A 17,369-nucleotide genomic window follows, 5' to 3' on the forward strand; every position below is an offset into this window, starting at 1 on the left:
AAACCCCCTCTGATAGGTTCCTCTTAGCCAATCAACCTCCGCGGCCGCAATTGGCCGCGCGTCTGTTCTGCATTGGTTCAGCAGTAGGGCAGTAGGGCAGTAGGGCAGTAGGGCAGTAGGGCAGTAGGGCAGTAGGGAGGCAGTTTCCCGGCCAGGTCCGGTACATACTGCCTTATTCCCTCAGGCCGTGATGTCGATGACGCCGCAGTCGCCGGCCGCGCTGCCGAAGGCGACGCGGCGTTCTTCCTTGTCCCACATCATCGAGGTGATGGCGCCCTTGCCCGGCCGCCGCAGCAGCACTTCCTTGGCGTCGGCGAAGCGTACCGCCATGACCATGCCGTCATCGTAGCCGATAGCCGCGACGTCCTGACTCGGGTGGCAGGCCACACAAGTCACCATGGCGTTGCCGCGCGTGCCGAGCTCCAGCGGCGCCTTGCCCATCGGCCCGTCCTTGCCGGAAAACGGCCAGACGATCGCCGCCGGCGCACCGGAACTCGCCAGCCATTTGCCCTTCACGCTCCATGAAAGGCTTTTGACCTTGCCGGGATAGCCGCTCATGCGCATGTGCTTGCCGTCGGCCAGCTTCCAGCCATGCAAGGCGTTTTCCTGCATGGTCGTAACCAGAAAGGCGCCGTCGGGCGAGAAGGTGATGCCGGTATGGGCGCCGGCCCATTCAAGCTCGACCGGCTTGCCCTCGGCGGCCGGGAAATGCAGCGTCGCACCATTGTAGCGGGCGACACCGAAGCGCATGCCTTTGGGCGAGAACGCCAGCCCCTCTACGGAACGCGGATGGGCGAACTCCCTGGTCTTGCCGTCGGCAAAGCGCACGAAGGCGGTCTTGCCCGAGGCATAGGCGATGGTGCCTTGCGGCCCGGCGGCGACGCTGGTGATCCACTTCTTGCCGGCGCTCGCCAATTCGGTCACTTCGCCGCCGGTCTTCACGGCGAACGCCTTGCCGTCCTCGCCGCCGGTAATCAGCCGGTCATTGGCCGCGTCATGGAAGGCGCTGAGCAATCCGTCATTGGTCTGGACGGTCTGGTGGCCGTTGTCGAGCCGATGAATGGCGCCATCGGCCAGCGCAAAATGCGGCACATCGCCGAGAAAGAGGGCGGCGACGCAATGGCCTTCGAGATCAAGCGGGGCGACGGTTGGCATGATTATCTTTGTTCAACGGGATGAGATTACAGAGGCGGCTTACTCGACGTTTGCGGTTCGGGCAACCAGGAGGCTCGCCAAGGGGTCATCAAAGCAATCCCTTGGCGCGCAGGCCGGACGCGAACGTTGCCAAGGGCATCACCAAGGTCAATTCCCGCCCTTGCACGCGCTCGGCTCCATAGCTGGCGTACCACCTCGCGGCCCGCTCGTTCTTGGCATCAATGATGAGCAGGATGCCGCCACCCTCGCCGGCGAGCCGCAGGCAGCGCAACGCGGCGGCGGCAAGCAGTTGACCTCCAAGCCCATGACCGGCAACGGTGCGGTCGGTTGCAAGCCGGGCAAGCTTGAAACCGGAAACCTCATGTCGCGCAAGGCCCTTCGTCATTGTTTCGGGCACGGTTTCATGAGCCACGGCAGACGGCGCGATGGTATAGAAACCGAGGATACGCTCCGAAGCTGTGTCATCGATCGCACAGAAAGTCTTGGCTGCATTCTGATCGTGGCTCTGTCGCGCGAACCTTCGCAGGAAGTCGTTCATTTGCCTGTCGCCGCAATCGAAAGACGGCCGATCGTGTCCTTTCGCGATCGGCTCCTCGTGCCAAGGCGGAAGCGTCACAGTGTATCCGGCAAAGTGGCGATCGCTGCCCGGAGCTTGGCGTTGGGTTTTGGCGGGTGTTCCAACAGGTTAAGGATGCGCGTGAAATCGCGGCCGGATACCGTCGTCACCTCGGCGGCTTCGATCACGGCCTGCGCTTCGGGCACGATCTTGTCGAGGATGAAATCGGTCATGTCCTTGTGCGACAGTGCTGCGGCGCGGGCGATCATCGCCTTTTGTGCTGGAGGAATGCGGATTTGGAAGCGCTCGCTTTTGTTGTCGGCTGATCTAGGCATAGATATTTTCCCAGTGTCGATGTACACATACTATGTGTACATCGTGAGATATTCAACCCGCTAAGGCGCCGTGAGGCCAGGTCTACGCCTGGCAGGCGTCAAAGCTCTTCTTCAGCCGCTCGGCATCGAGCTCGCGGCCGATGAACACCAGCCGGCTCTCATGCTTTTCGCCGTCCTTCCAGGCGCGCTGGTGGTCGCCCTCGATGATCATGTGCACGCCCTGGATGACGTAACGCTCATCATCCCCCTTGAGCGCGATGATGCCTTTCAGACGCAGGATGTTCGGACCCTCCATCTGGGTGATCTTCTCGATCCAGGGGAAGAACTTCTTCGGATCCATCTCGCCGCCGCGCAGCGACACCGACTTCACCGTCACGTCATGGATGTCGGAGGGGTGTGCGTGGTCATGGTGATGATCGTGATCGTGCCCATCATGATCATGGTGATCGTGGTCGTGATGATCATGGTCATGATGATCGTGATCGTCATGCGCTTCGAGGAAATGCGGATCATTCTCCAGCGCCCTGGAAAGGTCGAAGGCGCCGCGGTCGAGAACCTCCGACAGGGCGACGCCGGCGCGCGTCGTGCGGTGGATCCTCGCCGCCGGATTGATGGCGCGGATCGTCGCCTCGACCTTGGCGAGTTCTTCGGGGGTGACAAGGTCGGTCTTGTTGAGCACGACGACGTCGGCAAAGGCGATCTGGTCCTCGGCTTCCTTGGAATCCTTGAGCCTGAGCGGCAGATGCTTGGCGTCGACCAGCGCCACCACCGCGTCCAGCTTGGTCTTGGAGCGCACGTCATCGTCCATGAAGAAGGTCTGCGCCACCGGCACCGGATCGGCGAGGCCGGTGGTCTCGACCACGATGGCGTCGAAGCGGCCGGGCCGGCGCATCAGGCCTTCGACAACGCGGATCAGGTCGCCGCGCACCGTGCAGCAGACGCAGCCATTGTTCATCTCGTAGATTTCTTCGTCCGACTCCACGATGAGGTCGTTGTCGATGCCGATCTCGCCGAATTCATTGACAATGACCGCGTAACGCTTGCCGTGGTTTTCCGACAGGATGCGATTGAGCAGCGTCGTCTTGCCGGCGCCGAGATAGCCGGTGAGAACGGTTACGGGAATCTGCGTCTGTGCGTCGCTCATGGCTTGCCTCGAAATGACTGGGCCCTGGAAATCCAGGCCGAATAAAGGGATTGTCGGTTCCATATAGGATGTGTGCCGGGCTTTTGCACGGGGCAAACCAATGGGCCAAAGCGGCCGGCCGGGATTGTCCTGTGGTGATGGTGGCGGAAAGTGTCGCCGCTTCTGCGATAGGACGGCAAAGAGGGCATCTTGGCAGGAGTCGCCGATCGTCGCAGCGGCCGCCGTCCTCGTCCTCATCGTCGTCGTCGCCGTGGATCCGAGGCTCCGGAAACTCGTTTGTCATCTAACTGAAATAAACATCTGGCATTAGCCACGGCGGACACCGCAATGCTTGCCGGCAAAGCTGTTGGGGCGCCGGAATCTTTTTCGATCGTCGATTGCCAACCGGCCGGCTGCGTCTATGCTATGCGCGCCGGTACGGCCGAAGAGGGATGACCATGGCCAAGGCGGACAAGACTGCTACAATGAGCCGGCTGCATTCGGCGGCAAGGCTGGCAAGAACGGCACTTGCGGCGCGGCTTTTGGCGCATGGCTTCTATGCCGGCCAGGATCAGATCATGCTGGCGCTCGACCGCGAGGACGGCCAGACGCCGGGCAACCTCGCCGGTCGCCTCGGCGTGCGCCCGCCCACCATCACCAAGACCATCAACCGGCTGCAGGCCCAGGGCTTTCTGGAAAAGCGCGCCTCCGAGTCCGATGCCCGTCAGGCGCATATCTTCCTCACCGATACCGGCCGCGAAACCATTCGCGCCATCGAGAAGTCGGTGAAGAAGACCGAAAAGCAGGCGCTGAAGGGCCTCGACAAGAAGGACCAGAAGTCGCTGTTCAAGCTGCTTGCCCGCATCGAGGCCAATCTCTCCAACGCGGAATTGGTCTTGATCGACGACGACGCCGAGTCGGACGACTGATTCTAGCGATCAGGCTGCCGCCGGTATCGAGTCCCGGATCAGCGACGACCAGCGTCCCGGCGTCATGCCGAACGCCTTTTTGAACTGCCTGTTGAAGTGGCTCTGGTCGGTGAAGCCCGCTTCGACTGCGATCTGCGCCAGGGGTTCGCCGGCGGCGATCATCCGCCGCGCGCGCTGGAGCCGACGCATCACCAGGAAACGATGCGGGCTGGTCGAGAAGGCGGTGCGGAAATGCCTCGATAGGGCATAGCGGTCGAGCCCGGTGACAGCTTCCAGTTCGCCGGAGGTCACGGGGCGAGTGGCGTTCTCCCTGAGATAGTCGCGCGCCAGCGCTGCAGCCCGCCACGCCGTTCTGGCCATCGGCTTAGCCGGCTGGCCGGCATGGCGCGACAGGCTGTGCATCAGCTGTGCAAGGAAATCGTCAACGAACAACTCGTCGAGTTCCTGCTGCAACGGCCCCAGCGCCGAAAGCAGCGTCGCGCAGAAGGCATCGTCCCTCACCACTGCATCCCTGACGAAGGGCAGGGATAGCCCGCCAAGGCAATCAAGCATCAGTGACGGTTCCAGATAGAGCATTCTGTAGCGCAACCCGTCCTCGGTGCCGGCGCCGCCATCATGCAATTCGTCGGGATGCAGCACGATGATCTGGCCGGGCAGGCTTAGTCGCGTCGCACCGCGATAGCGAAAGGTCTGCACACCCTGCAGCGTCACCCCGATCGCGTAAGTGTCGTGACGGTGCAGATCGAAGGCGCTGCCGTGAAACCGCGCCTCGATCCGCTCCATGCCGGCAGGGTCGGGAGCGGAGATGATGCAGTTTTCGGCCGCGCCGGCGCACAAACGTCCAAGACCCGCGAAGGCCTGGCGGTCTAGTTCGAACGACATCGTCTCCTTCAGCCTCGCAATCGGGGCCTAATTCTCGAATGGTCCATTTTCTCATGTTCGATACGAAGTTTGCAATCGTCCTGCGGGAAGACTTGCCTGTCTGGCAAAAACTCAACGTCACCGCCTTCCTGACCAGCGGCGTCGTCGCGCAGTTTCCAGACATTATCGGCGAGCCTTATCGCGACCGCGCCGGCAATCTCTACAATCCTCTGTCGATCCAGCCCGTCATCGTGCTGTCGGCCGATCAGGCGACGCTCGCCACGATCCACCGGCGCGCGCTGGAGCGCGGCGTGACCACCTCGCTCTATGTCGAGGAGATGTTCTCGACCGGCTTCGACGCTGCCAACCGCGCCGTCTTCTCCGAATTCGCGCCCGAGGACGCCAAGGTGGTGGGCATCGCATTGCGCGCCGAGAAGAAGATCGCCGACAAGATCACCAAGGGCGCCCGCATGCACGCCTGATACCCCGCGACGATGGGCTAAGCCTGCCGGCGGGCTGTAGTTGTGCCAGCCGTCATTGGGAGGCGCGGCAACCGACAAATGGCTTGCCGGCCGGCGATAATTGCCGCAAAGGTGGATTCAGCCCCAGCATCCCCGGCCTGCAAGTGAGTGCTCCCCAAAGATATGTCGAAAGCGCGACGCCGCCGGTGGCGATCCTGTGCATGCTTGCGACCTACGTCTTCTTCACCTTCCTCGACACAAGCAGCAAATATCTCGTCCTCGCCGGCGTTTCCGCGCTGATCGTTGCCTGGGTGCGCTTTGCCGTGCATGTCGTGCTTGTCGGCGCGCTGCTGCGCGGCTGGCGCGAGCCGGTGCGGTTTCGCCCGGTCAACCTGCCGGCGCATGTGCTGCGCGGTGTGTTCCTGTTCGGCTCGACCATGTGCAACATCCTGGCCCTGCGCTCCCTGCAACTGGCCGAGACGACGTCGATCTATTTCTTCGGACCGATGGTGATCACCGCACTTGCCGGTCCGCTGCTCGGCGAATGGGCCGGCTGGCGGCGCTGGCTGGCCATCCTCGCAGCCTTCGCCGGGGTTCTGATCATCACGAGGCCGGGTGTCGGCGTTTTCGGCATCGGGCATCTCTTCGCGCTGGGCTCGATGCTGTCCAACAGCTTCTATGTCATCATGACACGCCGCATGTCGGCCACCGAAACGCCGGAAAGCCTGATCCTGTTCTCGGCATTGGCGCCGGCCGTGCTGCTTTTGCCGATGCTGCCGTTTTCATTCTCGCTGCCGCATGATGGCTGGCACTGGTTCGTGCTGCTCATGCTCGGGGTTTTCGGCGGTGTCGGGCACTGGCTGCTGGTGCAGGCCTATCGGTTGGCGACGACCACGGCACTGGCGCCCTATCCCTACTCGCAGATGGTGTGGATGATCCTCTCCGGCTGGATCGTCTTTAACCAATTCCCCGACCGCTGGACGCTGGTCGGCGCCGCCATCATCGTCGCCAGCGGCCTCTACATCGTCCACCGCGAGCACCGGCTCCGGCTGCAGAGCCGAGCGGTCTCCGATGTCGAAGCCGAAGCGCTGGCAAAAAAACTTTGATTTGCCCCCAATCGATGGCATAAGGCCGCCTTTAAACTGTTTAATGCATGTTGCCCAAAAGGTGGGAACCGGTTCCGGGACAACCACATGCATAGGGACTGAAGCCGGTCGGGGAGCACAGGTCACTGGCACAGAAGATCAAGCTTTCGACGATCGCGGATGCGCTCGGCGTGTCCACCGCCACGGTGTCATTGGCACTGCGCGACAGCCCGCTGGTTGCCGGCAGCACGCGCGATCGCATCAAGGAACATGCGCGCGCCATCGGCTACATCTACAACCGCCGCGCCGCCAGCCTTCGCACCTCGCGCTCGGGCATTGTCGGCGTCGTCGTCCACGACATCATGAACCCGTTCTTCGCCGAAATCCTGCGCTCGATCGAAAGCGAGCTCGACCGCAGCCGGCAGACTTTCATCCTGTCCAACCACTACGACCAGCTCGAGAAGCAGCGCACCTTCATCGACACGCTGCTGCAGCTCGGCGCCGACGGCGTCATCATGTCGCCGGCCATCGGCACCCCGGCTTCCGATATCCTGATGGCCGAGGAGAACGGTCTGCCGGCGGTGCTGATCGCCCGCACGGTCGAGGGAGCCGACGTGCCGGTGTTTCGCGGCGACGATGCTTACGGCACCGGCCTTGCCACCAACCATTTGATCTCGCTCGGCCACAAGCGCATCGCCATGATCGGCGGCACCGACCAGACCTCGACCGGCCGCGACCGCTACCAGGGCTATGTCAACGCCATGGAGGCGGCAGGGCTCGAAGTCAGGCCGTCCTGGCGCATCGCTGGGCCGCGCACCAAGCAGGCCGGCTTCGAAGCCGCCGGGCAATTCCTGGCGCTGAAGGACAAGCCGACCGCCGCCTGCTGCTGGAACGACCTCGTCGCCATCGGCCTGATGAACGGCATTGCGCGTGCCGGCCTCGTGCCGGGCATCGACATCTCCGTCACCGGTTATGACGATCTCGAAGAGGCGGCGATCGCCACGCCGGCACTGACCACCGTCTGGAACGGCCAGCGCGAGGTCGGCCGCCGCGCCGCCAGCGCGCTGCTCGACAAGCTCAACGGGCAGATGGTGCGGCCCTCGCAGGAATTGATCAAGCCGGAGCTGCATGTGCGCCAGTCGACCGGCAAGCCGGTGGAGCGTGCATGACCATGGCCGAACAGCTCAATACCGTTGCCATTCTGGTACCGGCCGACTTCAGCGGCCACGCCGCCGAGCGCATCGACCGCACGTTCAGGCGGGTCGGCATAGGTCGCACCGATCCGGCGCTGGTCACCGAGGAGATGCGCCGCACGGTGCGTGGCATAGCCTCCTTTGCCGGCATCGACGCGGCGATGATGGACGCATTGCCCAATCTCGAAATCATCGCCTCCTTCGGTGTCGGCTACGATTCGGTCGATGTCGGCCATGCGGCGGCGAAGGACATCATGGTCACCAACACGCCCGACGTCCTCACCGAAGAAGTCGCGGACACCACGATCGGCCTGCTCATCAACACGATCCGCGACCTGCCGCGCGCCGAGACATGGCTGCGCGACGGCAGCTGGGTGCGCAAGAGCAACTATCCGCTGAGCCGGCTTACCTTGCGTGGTCGCAGCGTTGGTATTTTCGGCATGGGCCGTATCGGGCAAGCCATTGCCCGGCGGCTGGAAGCGTTCGGCCTGCCGGTCGCCTATCACAACCGGCGTCGTGTCGAAGGCCTTGCCTATCAGTATCATTCGACGCTGAAGGGCCTTGCCGAAGCGGTCGATACGCTGATCTCGGTGGCGCCCGGCAGTGCCTCGACACAGAAGGCCGTCAACGCCGAAATCCTGTCGGCGCTCGGCGCCAATGGTGTCTTCGTCAACATCGGCCGCGGCAGCACGGTCGACGAGACGGCCCTTGCGGCAGCTCTTGCCAACGGCACCATCGCCGCCGCCGGGCTCGATGTCTTCGCCGACGAACCGAATGTGCCCAAGGCGTTGCTTGATGCGCCGAATACCTCGCTGTTACCGCATGTCGGTTCCGCCTCGGAGCATACGCGCCGCGCCATGGCGGATCTGTGCGTCGACAATCTGGTGTCCTGGTTCAGCGAGCGCCGGCCGCTGACACCGGTGCCAGAGACCGTGCATGTGAAGGCTCGCAACTGAGCGGCAAAGCCGCCGCATTTATTAACGCCGGCTTAACTCTTTGAAATCATTCTGAATCCAGAAGTTCGCATGGTGAAGAAAGAATGAAAGTGTTTTCCGCACTGATTGCCGTCGCCGCGCTGTTTGGCGGCATTCAGCTGTTTCACGCCGGCAATGGGGCAAGCGTCGCCGAAGAGGCTTCGGCGCCCGGCAACACCTATAGGCTGGTCGCCAATGGCGACGAAGGGGCCTGCGCGGTCACGCGGGGTGCCCCGGTCTCGGATGGCCTGTCGCTGTTGACGGTGGCGCCCAATTGCCGGCGGCTCCTGCCAGGCATCGAACAGGCAAAATTCTGGCGCGAAGGACAGGACGGAGCGGTCGCCTTCAGCGCGAACGGCATCGATCCGATCGTAACCTTCGCCGTGGCTGATGGCGACGGCTATGAATCCTACGCCCCGACCGCACCTTTGCTGTCGCTGGCGGGCGATCGGAAGATTGAAGACTGATTATTCCGCAGCGGCCCTTGCACCGGCTTTTGCGGTGGCGTGCAGGCGCACCGCATCGCCGAAGGCACGGAAGATCTTGACCGAGATGCTGTCCGATTTGACCCAATATTCCGGGTGCCACTGGACACCGACCGCGAAGGCGCGGGCATCCTTGACCGAAACCGCCTCGACCGTGCCGTCGGCGGCGACGGCTTCGAGCTGCAGTTTCGGGCCGAGCCGGTCGACGGCCTGGCGGTGCACCGAATTGACCATGATGTCGCCCTCGCCGAACACGCCGGCCAGGCAGCTTCCGGCCTTGATCGTCACCTTCTGGCGGATGCCGAAGCGCTCGTCCTGATTGTCGCTCACCGGTGCGCGGTGGTCGAGCGAACCGTCGCGCTCCTGGATCTCGGTCGCCAGCGTGCCGCCCAGCGCCACGTTCATCTCCTGGATGCCGCGGCAGATGGCAAGCAGCGGCACGCCGCGCTCGATCGCCCTGCGGATCAGCGGCAGCGTGGTGGCGTCCCGCGCCGGGTCGTAGGGACCGTTGGCTTCGCTGGTGTCACCGCCATAGAGCGAGGGGTGCACATTGGATTTCGAGCCGGTCAGCATGACGCCGTCGACCGACGACAGGAGTTCGTCGATGTCGAGCCTGTCGCCGAACGACGGCACCAGCACGGGAAACACACCCGCACCCGCGATCGCCGCCTCCAGGTATTGCTGCGGGGCGGCATGCCAGGTGTAGTTGTCGAACTGGCGGACGTCGGTCGATATGGCGACGAGCGGCTGATGCATTTTGGGTCTGTTTTCCATCTGGCAAGGAATGTCCTGCCCTCAAAATAGGCGATCCCCTGGCCTTTTTCCATGCCAAGTTTCAGCGTGTCGGATAGGCCAGCAGGCAGCCCGTTAGACTATAGTGGCAAGGTCGCGCGCCTGCGCTGTCAAATCCCTCCGCTATGCTGGACTCGACTTCTTGCCCGTGTATTGTCTCGTTCCGGCCGATCCGGATACGAAGCTTATCCTCGGCATCGGTCTGTTGATCCAAAAGGGAGGACTTCATGGATCGTCGTTCATTCATTCGCAAGGCCGGCGTGACCGGTGTCGGCGCCGCTGCGGCGGCGGCAACTCTGGCGGCACCGGCTATAGCCCAGTCCAATCCCAAGGTGACGTGGCGGCTCGCGTCGTCCTTCCCGAAGTCGCTCGACACCATCTATGGCGGCGCCGAAGTGTTTTCCAAGATGCTGTCGGAAGCCACCGATGGCAATTTCCAGATCCAGGTCTTCGCCGCCGGCGAACTCGTACCCGGCTTGCAGGCCGCCGACGCCACCACGGCCGGCACGGTCGAGGCCTGCCACACGGTGGCATATTACTATTGGGGCAAGGACCCGACCTGGGCGCTCGGCGCGGCGGTTCCCTTCTCGCTCAACGCGCGCGGCATGAACGCCTGGCACTACCATGGCGGCGGCATCGACCTGTTCAACGAATTTCTCGCCACGCAAGGCCTGTTCGGCCTGCCGGGCGGCAACACCGGCGTGCAGATGGGCGGCTGGTTCCGCAAGGAGATCAACACCGTCGCCGACCTGTCCGGCCTCAAGATGCGCATTGGCGGCTTTGCCGGCAAGGTGGTGCAGAAACTCGGCGTCGTGCCGCAGCAGATCGCCGGCGGCGATATCTACCCGGCGCTGGAAAAAGGCACCATCGACGCCGCCGAATGGGTCGGTCCCTATGACGACGAGAAGCTCGGTTTCTACAAGGTCGCGCCCTATTACTATTATCCCGGCTGGTGGGAAGGCGGCCCGACCGTCCACCTGATGTTCAACAAGGCGAAATATGAAGAGCTTTCGCCGGCTTACAAATCGCTTCTGCGCACGGCGGCACAAGCCGCCGATGCCGAGATGCTGCAGAAATACGATTATGTGAATCCGCCGGCGGTGAAGCGGCTGGTGGCTGGCGGCGCGAAGCTGCGTCCGTTCAGTCAGGACATCATGTCCGCCTGTTTCGAGAAGGCGAACGAGGTCTATGCCGAGATGGAGGCCACCAACGCGCCGTTCAAGAAGATCTGGGAATCGATCAAGGGCTTCCGCAAGGAGCACTATCTCTGGGCGCAGGTGGCGGAATACAATTACGACACCTTCATGATGGTGCAGCAACGCAACGGCAAGCTGTAGGTCGCGACCAGCCCCTTCTCCCCGTCACTATACGGGGAGAAGGTCCCGGCAGGGGGATGAGGGGCGGCGCGACGTAGGGCCAAAAGGCGAATTCCTACGTGCAGCGCCTCACCCTCGACCGGGCACCACCAGCACCTTGACCTCACCCGGCGCGGGCGGGTTGGCGATCACCGTCGCGGCCTCCTCGAGCGGTACTTGCCTGGAGATTAGCTGGTCGATCTCGATCGCGCCGGACGCGATAAGCTCGGCGGCACGGCGGTGCGTGTAGGGATTGAGGAACGAGCCCACCACCTTCAGTTCCCGGAACAGGAGGTCGAAGGGCTCGAATTGCGCCTTCGTGCCTTGCGGCGTGACGCCGACGATGACGACCGTGCCGCCGGCCCTTGCCAGTTGCATCGACTGCTCGACGGTTTCGCGCACGCCCGCGCACTCGAACACCACATCGGCGCCGCCTGGCACCAGCCCCGTCGGCCCGGCAATGGCATCGATGACATCGGCGGTGGTGGGATCGACCGTCGCCGTGGCGCCCAGCCTCTCGGCAAGCGCGCGCCGTGAGGCCTGCCTTGTCGACAGGATGATCGTCGTGGCGCCTGCCAGCCGCGCCAGTTGCACGGTGAGCAGGCCGATCACGCCGCCGCCGAGCACGACCACCGAGCCACCCGGCTTGATCTCGGCAAGGTCGACGCCATGCAGGCAGCAGCCAAGCGGCTCGCAGAACGCGCCATGTGTCGGCGGCAAACAGGCGGGCAGGACAAAGGCCTGTTTCTGCGGCAGCACGACATAGTCGGCGAAACCGCCGTCGCGGTGGATGCCGATGGCGTTGAGATTGCGGCAGAGATTGACCCGGCCGGCATGGCAATGCGGACATCGACCGCAGGCTATATTGGGATCGCCGGTGACGCGGTCGCCGATCGCAAAACCGGACACGGCGTCGCCGACCGCCTCGATGATGCCCGAAAATTCATGGCCGGGCGTTACCGGCGGCCTGCAGGGAAATTCGCCGTGGAAAAGATGCCGGTCGGTGCCGCAGACGCCGCAGGCTTCGATCCGCACCAGGAGGTCATCCGGTCCAGGGGCGGGCTTGGCGACATCACGCAGTGAAATGCTGCCCACAGCTTCCAGCCGCACCGCTTTCATGACGCCATCCCCATCAGTTGAAGCTCGGCGGTTGCGAAAGGTCCGGCGCCGGTGTCGCCGGTTTGGCCGGCGGCGCATCGCCGAAACTTGGTGGCTGCGACAGGTCGGGCGTGCCGGGCGCGGCCGGCGCGCCACCGCCATTGGCAGGCGCCTCACCGCCGGCCGGTGCGCCGAGTGGCGACAGACCGGGCACTTCGGGCACCTTGTAGTCGATGGTGCCGGGATCGATGGTGATCCCCTTGTAGTGCATCACCATCTGCGGGAAGGTGATGGTCAGCGCGATCATGATCACCTGGATGCAGACGAAGGGCGCCGCGCCCCAATAGATCTGGCCGGTGGTGACCGGCGCGATCTGCTTGCCGGTGAGGCGATCGAGATACGGCACCCGCGCGGCCACCGAGCGCAGGTAGAACAGCGCGAAGCCGAACGGCGGATGCATGAAGCTGGTCTGCATGTTGACGCCCAGAAGCACGCCGAACCAGATCAGGTCGATGCCGAGCTTGTCGGCTGCCGGCGCCAGAAGCGGCACGATGATGAAGGCGAGCTCGAAGAAATCGAGGAAGAAGGCGAGCACGAAGACCAGTATGTTGACGCCGATCAGGAAGCCGGTTTCGCCGCCCGGCAGCGAGGTCAGCAGATGTTCGACCCAGATGTGGCCATTGACACCGTAGAAGGTCAGCGAGAACACCCGCGCGCCGATCAGGATGAACAGCACGAAGGATGACAGCCGGGTCGTCGAAGCCAGTGCCTGCTTGACGACGTCGAGCGACAGGCGGCCCTTGACCGCGGCCATTGCGAGCGCGCCGACCGCCCCCATGGCGCCGCCCTCTGTCGGCGTGGCGATGCCGAGGAAGATGGTGCCGAGCACCAGGAAGATCAGCGCCAGCGGCGGGATGAGCACGATGATCACTTGCTGCGCCAGTCGCGACATCATGTTGATCTTGAGCCGCTGGTCGACGATCGCCACGAGATAGATCACGATCACGCCGACGCTGGCACCGAGGATGTCGGCATTTCCGCCATGGGTCGGCTCGAGATAGCGGTAGGCCGCGTAGGAAATCGCCCCTGCAGCCACCAGTGCCGCCAGCAGCGACAGCACGCCATGGCCGAGCGTGCGGGCCTCGAGCGGAAGCGCCGGCATCGAATTCGGCCGGACGATCGACATGATCAGTATGTAGAGCATGTAGAGGCCGGTGAGCACGAGGCCGGGGATCAGCGCGCCCGCATACATGTCGCCCACCGAGCGGCCAAGCTGGTCGGCGAGCACGATCAGCACCAGCGATGGCGGGATGATCTGGGCCAGCGTGCCGGAAGCCGCGATGACGCCCGACGCCAGCCGGCGGTCATAGCCATAGCGCAGCATGATCGGCAGCGAAATCAGCCCCATGGCGATGACGGATGCCGCCACCACGCCGGTCGTGGCGGCGAGCAGCGCGCCGACGAAGATGACCGCGTAGGCGAGGCCGCCGCGGATCGGGCCGAACAGCTGGCCGATCGTATCGAGCAGGTCTTCCGCCATGCCCGATCGTTCCAGCACGATGCCCATGAAGGTGAAGAAGGGAATGGCCAGCAGCGTGTCGTTCGACATCACCCGGCTGCCGTAGAAATTGTCCGGCAGCGCATGCAGCAACGGCCAGGCGAGGTTGATCGAGCCGCCCGAATAGGGCGAGACCAGCACGCCGATGAAAAAGAACAGGAGACCGTTGGCGGCGAGCGAGAAAGCGACGGGATAGCCGACCAAGAGGAAGATGATCAGCGAGGCGAACATGATCGGCGCCATGTTCTGGGCGATGAACTCGATCACGAGCGCACCTCGCCAAGCGCCTTGGTCTCTTCCACGAGCGCCTTGGCTTCGAGTTCCGCCTGTTCATGCGCCGATATGAACGGATTGGGATCATCCATGTCGCCGCGCATGATGGCGATCTTCTTGATGATCTCGGAAACACCCTGCAGCGCCAGCAGGAAGAAACCCACCAGCAGGATGGCCTTGGCCGGCCAGATGATCAGGCCGCCGGCGTTGGTCGACATTTCGCCGCTGTGGAACGACAGCGACACGTAGGGCACGAAATAGAACACCATCAGCGTCACGAACGGCATTAGGAAGACGACGTGGCCGAACAGATCGATCCAGTGCTGCGCGCGGCGCGGGAACAGGCCGTAGACGATGTCGATGCGGATATGTTCGTTCTGCTTGAGTGTATAGGCGGCGGCCAGCATGAACGCCGCGCCGAACAGGTACCATTGCAACTCCAGCCATGCATTCGACGAGATGTCGAAGACCTTGCGGATGGCGGCGTTGGCGGCGCTCACCAGGATTGCCAGCAGGATCAGCCAGGACACCGATTTGCCGATGAATTCGTTGAGGCGGTCGATGCCCCGCGACAGAGCGAGCGGTCCTTCCATGCAGTCCCTCCCTTGTACCGGCGGCGTGTCGGCTTCCCCTTTTGCCGTCACGCCCCGTGGCCTAACGGTATGCCGTGCGTGGCCAGACGGGTCAACAAGCATAGGAGCCGCAAAGCGGCGCCGGACGAGAGGCAAGCCCGGATGACGGCAATCTGCCGCCGCGTCATGCAACCAAAGTCTGATGGGCTCAGACGACCTTGCCAGCGTCTCGGCCGGCGCCGATCAGGATCAGCATGGCCACCAGGAACAGATACATCCACGCATCGCGCCATTCGACCGGGAAATAGCCGGCCCACAGTGATTCGGCCATGCCGAAGGCGGCTGCGCCGACAGCGGCGCGCGGCGGCGAAAGATAGCCGCCGACCGCCGTCACGAAGAGGATTTTCAGGCCGTAGACGAGGCCGGAGCCGAAGCCGACATTGCCGTAGTAGAGACTGGCCATGACACCGGCCAGCGCGGCGCAGAAACAGCCAAACAGGACGGCACGCCGGAACACGCCGCGTACGTCGATGCCGCACATGGCGGCGGCCCTCGGGTCGTCGGAAACGGCGCGCCAGGAGCGGCCGAAGTTGGAGCGCGCAAACGCCCAGGTGGCCAACGCGACCGTCGCTAGGACCACCGCGCAGTCGAGCACCTGGACCAGCGTCAGCGTCGCCTTGAAGCCGGAGCCTTCGGCGAAGACGATGGGCTGGGCCAACAATGGCGGCAGCCACAGATCATGCGTGTCGGCGGCGATGCGGCTCGCTTCCGACAGGACGAGCAGGATGCCGAGCGTGGTCACCACGATGGCATTGGGCGAGCGGTCGGCCAGCGGTTCGAAGACGCTCCGCGACAGCACATGGCTGATGAGCGCGGCATAGAGAAATGCGGCGAGGATGCCGAGCAGCACCGACGCCAATACCGTCAGCCACAGCACCTGGTAGCCGAAGGCGACGGTCAGGATCATCGTCTGGCCACAGAAAGCAAACAGCGCGCCATAGGCGAGGTTGGTGCGGTGCAGGATGCCGTTGGTCAGCACATAGCCGAAGGCCAGCAGCGCATAGAGGGCGCCCGAATGCAGCCCGTTCAGCACCTGCTGGAAGAAATAGAGCATGCAAGACCCTCAAAGCATGTCGCCCAAAAGTGTGAAGCGGTTCTGGGACAACGACATGCTTAACAACAACAGGCGCATGTCGCCCAAAACTGCGAAGCGGTTTTGGGACAACGACATGCTCAAGCCAAAGGCGACGATACCATCGCACCAGAGGTTTGCATCGGCGAATCTAACTTGTCAAATGCGATTTATCGGTTAGATTTTGAGGATGACTGTTGCCTGGACCCCGCACCGCTTCGCCGGCGGCCTGCTCGCGCTCGACACCGCGAACACCGTCGTGCTGCGCGGCGATCCGCGGCGCACCTTCGATCGCTTCGAAGATCCGGTTGAAATCGCCCGGTTCGCCGACGCGGCCAGCGGCTTTCGCGGCACCGAGCTTGGCGACAGGCGGCTGGCGGTGTCCTCGCCGGTGGCAATCGCGCCCGTCGTGCTGTCGATCCGCGAGGCGACCGACCGGCTGTTTCGCGGCGCGGTGTCGAAGGGCGCGGTCGCTACGGTCGACTTGCCCCAATTCCTGCGGGCCTGCGCCGAGGGGCTGGCCGGCAGCCACACCGAGATCGGTGCGCCGGGAAGGCCCTTCGGGAATCCCGCGACGCCGATCGCCTTCGAGGCGGCGCTGGCGGTTTCAGCGCTTTCGCTGCTGCGTGACGATACGATCGCGAGGCTCAGGATTTGTCCCAACTGCACCTGGCTGTTTGTCGACAGAAGCCGCAATTCCAGCCGCCTCTGGTGCGACATGGCGGTGTGCGGCAACCGCCAGAAGGCAAGTCGTCACTATCGCCGTCGCCGCATGGCGGCCAATGAGGTCAAGGATGCCTAGAGGATTTGCGCGTGCGATCGTTGCCGGCGCCATGCTGGTTGCCGCCGTTGCGCTCGGCGCCTGTCGCGATACCAGCGGCGAGGGTAAGCTGTTCGAGGTTTCCGGCAAGATATTCGTCTTCAACTACCGTCTCGCCAGGGCCACCTATGTGGTGATGCTGCGGCCCCTGCAGCCGATGGGCGAGGGCCAGGTAGCGGTTGCCAGCTTCCAGAATCCTGCCGGCGGCGCGCCTTTCGTGGTTGAGCAGAAGGTCTGGCCGAAGCTCGACAAGGTCAGCCTGGAGAGCCCGGCGCTGACCTGTATCGTCAAGAACAAGCCCTATGCCATCGCCATCACCATCAAGGGTGCCGACGGAACGGTCCTGCAGAAGATCGACACCACGCTTATGTCGACGGAAGACCAGTCGATCCTGCCCGACCGGCCGCTGGTCATCGACCAGCTCTATACGGCCAATCCCGACCTTGCCGGTCATCCCGACGGCAAACTGCCGGGTGAGCCGAAGCCGGATTGCTCGAAAGCCGGCTGATATCCTCTGACAACATCGATTTTCGCCGGAATTTTCGTGCGCCGTGGCCATGCCGGCGGGCGGTTTCGTGCGCGGTCCAGCGCCTTGCGGACCGTTTGTTGCGC

19 protein-coding genes are annotated in these 17,369 nt (G+C 63.7%); 9 read left to right on the forward strand and 10 right to left on the reverse strand.

Going from position 1 to position 17,369, the window contains the following annotated elements; translation table 11 throughout:
- Positions 1 to 180: 180 nt before the first annotated feature.
- The 4 genes from FJ958_RS17070 to FJ958_RS17085 form a co-directional block, all read right to left on the reverse strand.
- Positions 181 to 1,155 (reverse strand): WD40 repeat domain-containing protein, encoded by a 975-nt coding sequence (locus tag FJ958_RS17070; protein WP_140744367.1) that lies wholly within the window; start codon positions 1,153 to 1,155, stop codon positions 181 to 183.
- Between the two features lie 88 nt (positions 1,156 to 1,243).
- The gene (locus tag FJ958_RS17075; RefSeq protein WP_140744368.1) at positions 1,244 to 1,771 is read right to left on the reverse strand and encodes a GNAT family N-acetyltransferase; all 528 of its coding nucleotides are present in this window, start codon (positions 1,769 to 1,771) and stop codon (positions 1,244 to 1,246) included.
- On the reverse strand, positions 1,768 to 2,046 hold the full coding sequence (locus FJ958_RS17080) for a DUF1778 domain-containing protein (RefSeq protein WP_140606738.1): 279 nt from the start codon (positions 2,044 to 2,046) through the stop codon (positions 1,768 to 1,770). The genes FJ958_RS17075 and FJ958_RS17080 overlap by 4 nt, the downstream gene beginning before the upstream one ends.
- An 82-nt stretch (positions 2,047 to 2,128) precedes the next feature.
- A complete protein-coding gene (locus FJ958_RS17085) occupies positions 2,129 to 3,190 on the reverse strand; it encodes a GTP-binding protein (RefSeq protein WP_140744369.1) in 1,062 nt (353 codons plus the stop codon).
- Positions 3,191 to 3,627: 437 nt separating this feature from the next.
- Between FJ958_RS17085 and FJ958_RS17090 the strand changes: the two genes are divergently transcribed.
- The gene (locus tag FJ958_RS17090) at positions 3,628 to 4,098 is read left to right on the forward strand and encodes a MarR family winged helix-turn-helix transcriptional regulator (protein WP_140744370.1); all 471 of its coding nucleotides are present in this window, start codon (positions 3,628 to 3,630) and stop codon (positions 4,096 to 4,098) included.
- A 9-nt stretch (positions 4,099 to 4,107) separates the two neighbouring features.
- Here the strand turns inward: FJ958_RS17090 and FJ958_RS17095 are convergent, their stop codons facing one another.
- On the reverse strand, positions 4,108 to 4,980 hold the full coding sequence (locus tag FJ958_RS17095) for an AraC family transcriptional regulator (protein WP_140744371.1): 873 nt from the start codon (positions 4,978 to 4,980) through the stop codon (positions 4,108 to 4,110).
- Between the two features lie 53 nt (positions 4,981 to 5,033).
- On the opposite strand from FJ958_RS17095, the gene FJ958_RS17100 reads away from it, so the two are divergent.
- The 5 genes from FJ958_RS17100 to FJ958_RS17120 all read left to right on the forward strand — a co-directional run bounded on the left by FJ958_RS17100 (position 5,034) and on the right by FJ958_RS17120 (position 9,139).
- Positions 5,034 to 5,441: a DUF2000 family protein gene (locus tag FJ958_RS17100; RefSeq protein ID WP_140744391.1), complete on the forward strand. Its 408-nt coding sequence runs from the start codon at positions 5,034 to 5,036 to the stop codon at positions 5,439 to 5,441.
- A gap of 200 nt (positions 5,442 to 5,641) precedes the next feature.
- Complete coding sequence (locus FJ958_RS17105; RefSeq protein WP_181176412.1) at positions 5,642 to 6,526, forward strand: DMT family transporter; 885 nt, start codon at positions 5,642 to 5,644, stop codon at positions 6,524 to 6,526.
- Between the two features lie 125 nt (positions 6,527 to 6,651).
- Positions 6,652 to 7,674 (forward strand): LacI family DNA-binding transcriptional regulator, encoded by a 1,023-nt coding sequence (locus FJ958_RS17110; RefSeq protein WP_140744373.1) that lies wholly within the window; start codon positions 6,652 to 6,654, stop codon positions 7,672 to 7,674.
- Complete coding sequence (locus FJ958_RS17115; protein WP_140744374.1) at positions 7,671 to 8,654, forward strand: 2-hydroxyacid dehydrogenase; 984 nt, start codon at positions 7,671 to 7,673, stop codon at positions 8,652 to 8,654. Before FJ958_RS17110 ends, FJ958_RS17115 begins: the two co-directional genes overlap by 4 nt.
- 83 nt (positions 8,655 to 8,737) lie before the next feature.
- The gene (locus FJ958_RS17120) at positions 8,738 to 9,139 is read left to right on the forward strand and encodes a hypothetical protein (protein ID WP_140744375.1); all 402 of its coding nucleotides are present in this window, start codon (positions 8,738 to 8,740) and stop codon (positions 9,137 to 9,139) included.
- Here FJ958_RS17120 and FJ958_RS17125 read toward each other — a convergent pair whose 3' ends face one another.
- Positions 9,140 to 9,913: a gamma-glutamyl-gamma-aminobutyrate hydrolase family protein gene (locus tag FJ958_RS17125; protein WP_140744376.1), complete on the reverse strand. Its 774-nt coding sequence runs from the start codon at positions 9,911 to 9,913 to the stop codon at positions 9,140 to 9,142.
- A 263-nt stretch (positions 9,914 to 10,176) separates the two neighbouring features.
- On the opposite strand from FJ958_RS17125, the gene FJ958_RS17130 reads away from it, so the two are divergent.
- Positions 10,177 to 11,286, forward strand: coding sequence for a TRAP transporter substrate-binding protein (locus FJ958_RS17130; RefSeq protein WP_140744377.1), 1,110 nt, complete (start codon positions 10,177 to 10,179; stop codon positions 11,284 to 11,286).
- 108 nt (positions 11,287 to 11,394) lie between these two features.
- Here the strand turns inward: FJ958_RS17130 and FJ958_RS17135 are convergent, their stop codons facing one another.
- From FJ958_RS17135 to FJ958_RS17150, 4 genes are all read right to left on the reverse strand, one after another.
- Positions 11,395 to 12,423, reverse strand: a complete 1,029-nt coding sequence (locus FJ958_RS17135) for a zinc-dependent alcohol dehydrogenase family protein (protein WP_140744378.1) — start codon at positions 12,421 to 12,423, stop codon at positions 11,395 to 11,397.
- A 13-nt stretch (positions 12,424 to 12,436) separates the two neighbouring features.
- Positions 12,437 to 14,227 (reverse strand): TRAP transporter large permease subunit, encoded by a 1,791-nt coding sequence (locus FJ958_RS17140; RefSeq protein ID WP_181176413.1) that lies wholly within the window; start codon positions 14,225 to 14,227, stop codon positions 12,437 to 12,439.
- Positions 14,224 to 14,826 carry a TRAP transporter small permease subunit gene (locus FJ958_RS17145; protein WP_140744379.1) on the reverse strand — a complete coding sequence of 201 codons (603 nt, stop codon included), beginning with the start codon at positions 14,824 to 14,826 and terminating at the stop codon, positions 14,224 to 14,226. The genes FJ958_RS17140 and FJ958_RS17145 overlap by 4 nt, the downstream gene beginning before the upstream one ends.
- A gap of 187 nt (positions 14,827 to 15,013) precedes the next feature.
- Positions 15,014 to 15,919, reverse strand: a complete 906-nt coding sequence (locus tag FJ958_RS17150; RefSeq protein ID WP_140744380.1) for a branched-chain amino acid ABC transporter permease — start codon at positions 15,917 to 15,919, stop codon at positions 15,014 to 15,016.
- 208 nt (positions 15,920 to 16,127) lie between these two features.
- Here FJ958_RS17150 and FJ958_RS17155 point away from each other — a divergent pair, with 208 nt between their 5' ends.
- Together FJ958_RS17155 and FJ958_RS17160 are read left to right on the forward strand one after the other, a co-directional pair.
- On the forward strand, positions 16,128 to 16,739 hold the full coding sequence (locus FJ958_RS17155) for a CGNR zinc finger domain-containing protein (RefSeq protein ID WP_140744381.1): 612 nt from the start codon (positions 16,128 to 16,130) through the stop codon (positions 16,737 to 16,739).
- On the forward strand, positions 16,732 to 17,265 hold the full coding sequence (locus FJ958_RS17160) for a hypothetical protein (RefSeq protein ID WP_140744382.1): 534 nt from the start codon (positions 16,732 to 16,734) through the stop codon (positions 17,263 to 17,265). The genes FJ958_RS17155 and FJ958_RS17160 overlap by 8 nt, the downstream gene beginning before the upstream one ends.
- Positions 17,266 to 17,369 lie beyond the last annotated feature (104 nt).

This window comes from Mesorhizobium sp. B2-3-5 (assembly GCF_006442395.1).
In the GTDB taxonomy this organism is placed as follows: Bacteria; Pseudomonadota; Alphaproteobacteria; order Rhizobiales; family Rhizobiaceae; genus Mesorhizobium.

Coding starts and splice junctions, on each gene's coding strand:
- FJ958_RS17090 (WP_140744370.1), top strand. CDS start 3,628: ATGGCCAAGGCGGACAAGACTGCTACAATGAGCCGGCTGCATTCGGCG.
- FJ958_RS17135 (WP_140744378.1), bottom strand. CDS start 12,423: ATGAAAGCGGTGCGGCTGGAAGCTGTGGGCAGCATTTCACTGCGTGAT.
- FJ958_RS17145 (WP_140744379.1), bottom strand. CDS start 14,826: ATGGAAGGACCGCTCGCTCTGTCGCGGGGCATCGACCGCCTCAACGAA.
- FJ958_RS17160 (WP_140744382.1), top strand. CDS start 16,732: ATGCCTAGAGGATTTGCGCGTGCGATCGTTGCCGGCGCCATGCTGGTT.
- FJ958_RS17125 (WP_140744376.1), bottom strand. CDS start 9,913: ATGCATCAGCCGCTCGTCGCCATATCGACCGACGTCCGCCAGTTCGAC.
- FJ958_RS17080 (WP_140606738.1), bottom strand. CDS start 2,046: ATGCCTAGATCAGCCGACAACAAAAGCGAGCGCTTCCAAATCCGCATT.
- FJ958_RS17130 (WP_140744377.1), top strand. CDS start 10,177: ATGGATCGTCGTTCATTCATTCGCAAGGCCGGCGTGACCGGTGTCGGC.
- FJ958_RS17095 (WP_140744371.1), bottom strand. CDS start 4,980: ATGTCGTTCGAACTAGACCGCCAGGCCTTCGCGGGTCTTGGACGTTTG.
- FJ958_RS17155 (WP_140744381.1), top strand. CDS start 16,128: ATGACTGTTGCCTGGACCCCGCACCGCTTCGCCGGCGGCCTGCTCGCG.
- FJ958_RS17105 (WP_181176412.1), top strand. CDS start 5,642: ATGCTTGCGACCTACGTCTTCTTCACCTTCCTCGACACAAGCAGCAAA.
- FJ958_RS17120 (WP_140744375.1), top strand. CDS start 8,738: ATGAAAGTGTTTTCCGCACTGATTGCCGTCGCCGCGCTGTTTGGCGGC.
- FJ958_RS17100 (WP_140744391.1), top strand. CDS start 5,034: ATGTTCGATACGAAGTTTGCAATCGTCCTGCGGGAAGACTTGCCTGTC.
- FJ958_RS17115 (WP_140744374.1), top strand. CDS start 7,671: ATGACCATGGCCGAACAGCTCAATACCGTTGCCATTCTGGTACCGGCC.
- FJ958_RS17085 (WP_140744369.1), bottom strand. CDS start 3,190: ATGAGCGACGCACAGACGCAGATTCCCGTAACCGTTCTCACCGGCTAT.
- FJ958_RS17150 (WP_140744380.1), bottom strand. CDS start 15,919: ATGCTCTATTTCTTCCAGCAGGTGCTGAACGGGCTGCATTCGGGCGCC.
- FJ958_RS17070 (WP_140744367.1), bottom strand. CDS start 1,155: ATGCCAACCGTCGCCCCGCTTGATCTCGAAGGCCATTGCGTCGCCGCC.